This window comes from Psychrobacter nivimaris, assembly GCF_009812035.1.
GTDB classification, from domain to species: Bacteria; Pseudomonadota; Gammaproteobacteria; order Pseudomonadales; family Moraxellaceae; genus Psychrobacter; species Psychrobacter nivimaris.
Window position 1 is genome coordinate 1 of record NZ_VZIZ01000050.1, and the last position, 8,771, is coordinate 8,771.

The 8,771-nt window shown below is 44.1% G+C and carries 3 protein-coding genes; all 3 read right to left on the reverse strand.

Going from position 1 to position 8,771, the window contains the following annotated elements; genetic code table 11:
* Positions 1-126 precede the first annotated feature (126 nt).
* The 3 genes from FQV37_RS14010 to gltB all read right to left on the reverse strand — a co-directional run bounded on the left by FQV37_RS14010 (position 127) and on the right by gltB (position 7,744).
* Positions 127-1,338 carry an FUSC family protein gene (locus FQV37_RS14010; protein ID WP_160023805.1) on the reverse strand — a complete coding sequence of 404 codons (1,212 nt, stop codon included), beginning with the start codon at positions 1,336-1,338 and terminating at the stop codon, positions 127-129.
* A gap of 289 nt (positions 1,339-1,627) precedes the next feature.
* Positions 1,628-3,049 carry a glutamate synthase subunit beta gene (locus tag FQV37_RS14015; RefSeq protein ID WP_057761694.1) on the reverse strand — a complete coding sequence of 474 codons (1,422 nt, stop codon included), beginning with the start codon at positions 3,047-3,049 and terminating at the stop codon, positions 1,628-1,630.
* Positions 3,050-3,280: 231 nt separating this feature from the next.
* Complete coding sequence (gene gltB / locus FQV37_RS14020) at positions 3,281-7,744, reverse strand: glutamate synthase large subunit (RefSeq protein WP_160023806.1); 4,464 nt, start codon at positions 7,742-7,744, stop codon at positions 3,281-3,283.
* Between the last annotated feature and the right edge of the window lie 1,027 nt (positions 7,745-8,771).

Consider the following 8,771-nt stretch of genomic DNA (forward strand, 5'->3'; position numbering starts at 1 on the left):
GCTAATATCTATTTAGCAGCGACGATTATCCATTTACGGTAATTGTCAACACACCCTAGTACTTTAAAAATAAAATAATCTTTTAAAATAAAAACGCTGATCCTAAATGGTCAGCGTTTTTTTGCGTTACAAATGTAAATCTGTCTCGCCGCCCTGTTCTTTCATCCGGCGCTGCTCACGGCGTTGATAGCCTAGACCAGATGCAGCAAACCAATGCGGCTTCGATGTTTGTAGTAAATCACTCAGCTGCTGCAACTGAGTCTGCAAGGTTTGGGTCAACCAAAAATAGCCCTGCCACTCAAATGCTAGGTGCTGTACGCTTGGATACTCCGAGACAGCAATACGAGTAATGGGCCGGAATATTTCGTCACTTGGACTACGTAATACCGCTGCCATATGCTGCATCGCTTGGGTTAGCTCATGCTGATAATGTACCAATAAAACATGATTTTCTTCATCAATTTCGATATTTGCCAAGCGCGGTGCCGCACTTAACAGTAAGTCAATCGTCCCGATAATATTACGATGGGTACGTTGAATTGTCTCTAGCGTTTCCTTTTCAATACCTGACTCACTGGCCGTCGCCGCGATATGGGGTCGCACAGCCAGCAGACGTTTATTAATCTGTTGTAACGCTGTGACCAACGCTCTATCAACGGGTACTTCTTTAACAGGAAAAGCCACGGGGTTTAATTTTTGAACAGAATCGTCCACTACTCCATCCGTTGCGTCAATATGATGACCTACGCCTGCATAGAGACTACTACACGCGTCAAGGTTACTACTCAATAAGAACCGCCACATCAACGTTGATTTGAGCGGCAAAATCAGCGTCACTGCTACCGAAACGCCTGTCCCCAGTAAGATATTTAATGCGCGGTAGATACCATCTTGACCAATGCTATTATTGCCTAAATCAGAGACAATCATCAACATAGTGATACCCGTTAGCAGCCCTGTATACCCAAGCTGCCTGACGGCTAGATAGCCAATGATGCCGCTGAGCAGACCAATGAGCGCATAGTCCACCCACAACCATGCGCCTGCGTTCTGATTAAACCATAACACCCCAAGCGCAGTACCAATACCTAACAAAGTACCGATTACGCGCTCTTTTGCCTTAGTATAAATAGCGCCTTGGTATTGCAATAACCCTAGAATAATAAATACTGTAATGGTCGTCCATTCACCGTGCGGAAGATTGGTGATTTTATTTACCAATAGGGCCAATATCACAGCCGTACCTAGGCGTATGGCATGTAAAATATCTGCATGTTGGTAGCGAACATAGGGTTCGACAAATGGAGCAGTAATACGCTGATAAAGGGTGGATTTCACGCAAGGCTACTCTTTTTGGATGGAATATTTAAGTGAGACATTTTAATAAAGTATTATTAAAAAACATCAATAACTAAGGGTAAGTATAAATGGATATTCTATCAGCAAAATGACGGGCAAAAAATAACGCCTTTTACCTATTATTCACAGGTAAAAGGCATTATAAAAAATATCCTAGCACACTATATTGAAATCTACGCTATTGAAGATTATTCACCAAATGACTCATCGAATTACTTATCAAGATCTGCGTTAGTGTTAATGAGTAATAGTCTATTGCGCTAGCGTATTATACTTCTAGGTAGTCTAAAATACCTTCCGCAGCTTCGCGGCCTTCCCAAATCGCGGTCACAACCAAGTCAGAACCGCGCACCATATCGCCACCAGCGAAGATTTTAGGATTTTGAGTCTGGAATTTGAAGGTTTGCTTTTCGGCTGCTAATACGCGACCAGAGCTGTCCATCCCCACTTGCTGAGACTCGAACCAATCAGCAGGACTTGGTCTAAAACCAAAGGCCATGATGACTGCATCACATGGGATGATCTCTTCAGAATTAGGAATTGGTTCAGGGCGTTGACGACCACGGTTGTCTGGTGCACCCAACTGAGTAGTAACGACTTTTACGCCGTTAACTTTACCATTTAAGCCGATGATTTCGGTTGGCTGACGATTGAATAAGAACTCGACGCCTTCCTCGCGAGCATTGACCACTTCGCGGCGTGAACCTGGCATGTTTTCTTCGTCACGGCGATAGGCACAAACTACTTTTTCGGCGCCTTGACGGATACTGGTACGGTTACAGTCCATTGCTGTATCGCCGCCACCAAGTACTACCACCTTTTTACCTTTAAAGTCGATGTACTCTTCAGCGTCTTTTTCCCAGTCATTGCAACGGTTCACGTTGGCAATCAGGTAATCTAGTGCATCATAGACGCCTGTCAGCTCTTCACCAGCAAAGCCGCCGCGCATATAGGTGTATGTACCCATACCCATAAATACTGCGTCATAGTCAGCCAGTAGCTCATCAATGGTGACGTCTGTACCAATCTCTGTCTCTAAACGGAATTCGATACCCATGTCTTCAAAGATCACACGGCGATTGCGCATGACATCTTTTTCCATTTTGAACTCAGGAATACCAAAAGTTAGTAAGCCGCCAATCTCAGGGCGCTTATCAAAGACGACTGGTTTGACACCATTTCTGACCAAGATATCTGCGCAACCCAGACCTGCTGGCCCTGCGCCAATGATAGCGACTTTTTTATCTGTCCAAACGACTTCAGACATATCTGGACGCCAGCCAAGTGCAAACGCAGTATCGTTGATATATTTTTCGACATTACCAATAGTCACTGCACCAAAACCATCATTTAACGTACAAGCGCCTTCACACAGACGATCTTGTGGGCAAACTCGTCCGCACACTTCAGGCAAGGTATTGGTACGGTGGCACAATTCAGCTGCCTGAAATATCTGGCCTTCGGTGGCCAATTTTAGCCAGTTAGGAATATAGTTGTGTACTGGACATTTCCACTCGCAGTACGGGTTACCACACTCAAGACAACGATGCGCTTGCTGGGCAACAGCTTCATTTTCAAAAGGCTTATAAATTTCAACAAACTCTGTTGAGCGCGTTGCAATGTCTTTTTTGGTTGGATCAAATCTTGGTACATCTAAAAACTGAAAATTATTTTCTAAGCGTTTTGCCATGGTGCTATCTCTTTTATATAAGGCTCTTTTGCAGTGGGTGGCGAAAGTCAGCGATGTTTTGTTTGTCTAAAATTTAAGACATATATCGCTGCTGTCACGTACCTGCTGAAAACCTGTGAGTTAAAACGTCTCTAAAAACGGAACGCTGGCTAACCTGATTAAAGCGACTGCCGATCCATCAATACATTCCATCAATGCAATCCATTGATACGATAGGCAGTTACGTATCGGCTATTGTGGGTCGGCCATGGTAGTTTTAAGAAGGCTTGCAATGTTCGCTGCTTTTGGCTTAACCAAATAGAACTTACGAACATAGTGCTCAAAGTCATTCAGAATTGTCTGACCCCATGCACTACCTGTTTTATCTACATGAGCTTCAATCACTTGTTGCAAATGAATGCGATGCTCTTCTGTTTGCTCGCTTGAAATACGGTTTAGATCGATTAGCTCATGGTTGCAACGGTCAAAGAAGTCGCCTTCCATATCGAGTACATACGCAAAACCACCCGTCATACCAGCACCGAAGTTAAGTCCAGTACGGCCCAGAATCGTGACGATACCGCCAGTCATATATTCACAGCAATGGTCGCCTGTGCCTTCGATGACTGCATGTGCGCCAGAGTTACGAACGCCAAAACGCTCACCTGCTGTACCGGCAGCATATAGCTTACCGCCAGTTGCACCATAGAGACAGGTATTACCGATGATGGCCGTTTCTTGTGCTACAAAGTTTGAGTCTTTCGGCGGATAAATAACAATCTCACCGCCTGCCATACCTTTGCCCACATAGTCATTGGCATCGCCTTCAAGCTCGATATTTAAACCGCCAGCGTTCCACACGCCCAAACTTTGCCCTGCGGTACCCGTTAGACGAAGCTTAATTGGCATATCGCTCATGCCAAGGTTGCCCCAGACTTGCGCAATCTCACCAGAAATACGAGCACCGATAGAGCGGTCACAGTTACCAACGAAATAGCTATAATCGCCGCCCGCCCCTTTGCGAATGTTCACAAGCATATCGCTAATCATCTGCTCAGCAAGCAAGCCTTTATCAAACGGCTCATTACGCTCAACCTGACAAGTTTGTGCTTTGCCCACACTGGCTGGGTGACTAAATAGCAATGGCGTTAGATCAAGATGACGCTGCTTATCCGTATTGCCTTCTAGAATATCAAGCAAGTCAGTACGACCGACCAGCTCTTCCATACTACGAACACCTAACGCTGCCAACCACTCACGCGTCTCAGTTGCGACAAACTTAAAGAAGTTAATCAGCATTTCTGCTTCGCCAATGAAATGCTCATCACGCAGCTTGGCTTTTTGAGTTGCAACACCTGTCGGACAGTTATTTAAATGACAGATACGTAGGTACTTACAACCAACTGCAATCATTGGCGTGGTACCAAAGCCAAAGCTCTCTGCACCCAAGATAGCAGCTTTTACTACATCCAATCCTGTTTTTAGACCACCGTCAGTCTGGACACGTACCTTATCACGTAACCCATTCACTCGTAGAGACTGGTGAGTCTCAGCCAAACCTAGCTCCCATGGCGAGCCTGCATGATGGATAGACGATAGCGGAGACGCTGCCGTACCACCGTCATAGCCCGAGATAGTAATCAAATCGGCATAAGCTTTTGCAACACCCGTGGCGATCGTACCAACACCTGGACGCGACACCAATTTAACCGATACCAATGCATCTGGATTGACTTGCTTCAAATCAAAAATCAGCTGCGCCAAATCTTCGATAGAATAAATATCATGATGCGGCGGCGGTGAAATCAAGGTTACACCTGGCACTGAATAACGTAAGCGTGCAATCAGCGCGTTGACTTTACCACCAGGTAGCTGTCCACCTTCACCAGGCTTGGCACCTTGAGCTACTTTAATCTGCATGACTTCAGCGGAACGAAGGTAGGCAGGTGTGACCCCGAAACGACCAGAGGCAACTTGCTTGATTTTTGAGTTGCGCAATGTGCCGTAACGCGCAGGATCTTCACCGCCTTCACCAGAGTTTGAGCGACCACCGATGGTATTCATAGCCATCGCAATCGACTCATGCGCTTCAGGAGATAGCGCGCCTAAAGACATGCCAGCTGAGTCAAAACGCGTCAAGATTTCAGAGATATCTTCCACTTCATTGACATCGATACTGTTGTCAGTTTTCAGTTGCAACAAATCACGTAAGGTCGCGACCGGACGGCTATTAACTAGATCGGCATAATTACGGTAATTATCGTAATCACCAGTACGTACTGCCGTATGCAGGCTATTAATCACATCAGGATTAAAGGCATGGTACTCTTTGTTGAAAACAAACTTGAGCAGACCACCCTGATCTAGAGGGGCACGACGCTTAAACGAATTGGCAGCCAGTTGCGCTTGATCAGCAGCAAGGTCTGCAAAGGTAGCGCCTTTGATTCGACTTTGTACGCCTTTAAAGCATAAATTGACGACTTCTTCTGATAGGCCGACTGCTTCAAACAACTGCGCGCCGCGATAAGAAACAATGGTAGAGATACCCATTTTTGATAAGATTTTCAGCAAACCTTTATCCAAGCCTTTGCGGAAATTAACACGGGCTTGAATCGGATCACCGAGTAGCTCACCAGTCGCGACCAAATCATCAATGACATCGTATGCCAGATATGGATATACACAAGTTGCACCAAAGCCAATCAATACCGCTATTTGATGCGAGTCACGGGCAAGACCTGTCTCAATGATTAAATTAGCATCAGTACGGATACCTTGCGCGATTAGATAATGATGCACAGCACCAGTAACCATAATGGCATTGGCGGGTACTTTGTCTGCATCGATATCTTTATCAGACAAGACAATCAATGTATTACCTGAGCGAATGTTATCTGCCACTTGCTCACAAATAGCGACGATAGCATCAGATAGTTCTAAAGTACGGTCATAATTCAGATCAATGCGAGCCATCTTAAACGCTGGATCATCCAAAGTTTCAAGCTGCTGCATCTTGCTGGCTGACAATACTGGCGATGACAAAATAATACGATGAGCATCTCTCGCAGATGGTGCAAATACGTTAGTCTCAGCGCCTAAACAGGTCTGCAACGACATCACGATTGATTCACGTAATGGATCGATTGGCGGATTGGTTACCTGTGCAAACTGCTGGCGGAAAAAATCACCGACATGGCGAATTTGCTGCGACAGTACAGCCATTGGCGTATCGTCACCCATTGAGCCAACTGGTTCTTGACCATTTTCAGCATTAGGGCGAATGATTTCTGTGCGCTCTTCATTGGTGATGTGATACATTTTTTGTAGCGCTTTGAGCTTATCACCACGGCACGCTTGCGTTGCCAATGTCTCTTCTAGACGCTCATCATCACGGACACGCGTCGCTTCTTCACGCAACCATTTGCGATATGGATGCGCCGTTTTTAGTAAAGTTGCAATAGCCGTCGTATCTAAAATTTGACCTGTTAACGTATCAATGACCAGCATTTGACCAGGTCCAACGCGACCTTTTGCTAATACATCTTGTGGCTCGTAATCCCAAACGCCCACTTCTGATGCAACAGTGATATAGCCATTCTTAGTGGTTACCCAACGTGACGGTCGCAGACCGTTTCTATCGAGCATACAGACCGCATAGCGTCCATCCTGAATGACTAGACCTGCTGGACCGTCCCACGCTTCCATATGCTGTGAGTAAAACTCATAAAACGCACGCAGATCCATATCCATGCTATCAACGTTCTGCCACGCTGGGGGTACCAAGATAGACATTGCATGGAATAGGTTCATACCGCCAGACATAAGCACTTCAAGCATGTTATCTAAGCTTGATGAATCTGAACCGGTACTATTTACAAGTGGTGTCAACTCATTCAAGTTAGGCAGTTTGTCTGATTTCAGCTTGGGCGTACGGGCTTTAGACCAGTTGCGGTTACCTGTAATGGTATTTAACTCACCATTGTGCGCAAGATAACGGAATGGCTGTGCCAGTGGCCAGCGCGGTAAGGTATTGGTTGAGAAACGCTGATGGAATACTACGATATGTGACGCCAAACGCTCATCTTGCAAATCCAAGAAAAACGCTGGCAAATCTGAAGGCATTACCAAGCCTTTATAAATAATGGTCTGACAACTCAATGAACAGACGTAAAATAGCTCATCATCCGTCAAACGCTGCTCTGCTTTTTTGCGTGCAACAAACAGCTTACGGTTGAAGTCATCAGCTGCTAGGTCATCTGGTGCATTAACAAACACTTGCTTAAAGTCTGGCAATGTCTCACGACCAATTTCACCAACAATACTCAAGTCAAGTGGTACATTGCGCCAGCCAGCCACTTCTAATCCTTGGGCGGTAATCTCATCGCTCAATACTTGTTGGCTATGCTTGGCTTTATCGCTATCTAAATTAACGAACACCATACCGACAGCAAAGTTGTCCTTAATGGCAAATTGCTGCTCGTCAGCAATCTGTTTAAAGAAATCGGTAGGCGTCGCTAATAGTAAGCCACAACCATCACCAGTTCTACCGTCAGCAGCAACACCGCCGCGATGTGTCATACAACTTAAACTATGAATGGCAGTTTTTACCAAATCATGGCTCGCTTCACCCTCAATATGGGCAATTAGGCCAAAACCGCAATTATCAGAAAAATCATCTGGCGTGGCCAGGTGTGTTTGTGAGGAAATCATTGACATAGCTTGTCCTTTTAAGTAGACGGGCAACTTACATTTCCAATGCGGAGTATAAGTTGGTACCCGTAAGCAGAACGGGCTGATAGTGGATATTCGTGTGTTCGAATTAGCAAATAGTGCAATGCTCGATAGACATCATACTCTAAGAGAAAGTAAAACCCTTGACCCTCCTGGTCATTAGCTGATGTCTTGACATATGGTCCGTGTATCAAAAGATAGTAAGTAGCAGCCCTTGGCAACGGGAGAATCTACGCCCTTAAATGCCAGTTACTCAATCAGTGATATCTAATGCCATTCATTTAAGCATCATTTGTTATGTTGTCATGTCTAGCATTTAGCGCTAAGCATACAATAACTTAATAACGGTGCACTTGTTTATCTTGAATATCTGACGCTCTGTATTCAAGCACTTTGTTTACCCTAAAAAGAGTGACAATAAGAGAGGTTGCGTCACTTACGATAACCTAATTATGGATAGTAAGTAACCGTACTTGAGACAATAATATTTAGTAAAGAACTCTAAAAACTAAGAAAAAACCACTAAATAGTTGTTAAATAGACATTTTTTACGATAACTATACAGAACGTCGCCCACAGTTATATTAGTTAATGATTGTCGAAAAATCTAGTCTTTTCTATCGATTCATCAGCCATAAATTGTAAGAGGACTTATTACTATTAGTTATGAGACAAATAAAACTGCTATTAAAACTTTAATGCAAACCATATAGATGACATTTAGCAAAAGGCTTTGATAATACTTAGCAATAGTAGCTTGCCGTTTATTATGACGATAAAAATTTTTTGTATAGTGCTAAAAAAACCCACTAACCAAATAGCTAGTGGGTTTAATTAATCAGACAAAAACTAATTACTCTTATCCTCTATTAGCGCTTTTATACTATCGCTATTATTTTTAGGAGGGTTCGCGTTAGCACTTTTGCCATTAGCATTTGAATTGTTATTTGTGCTATAGTCACCTGACCACAAAAATGTTATAAAATAAATCAATTAAACGATTACCAGTATA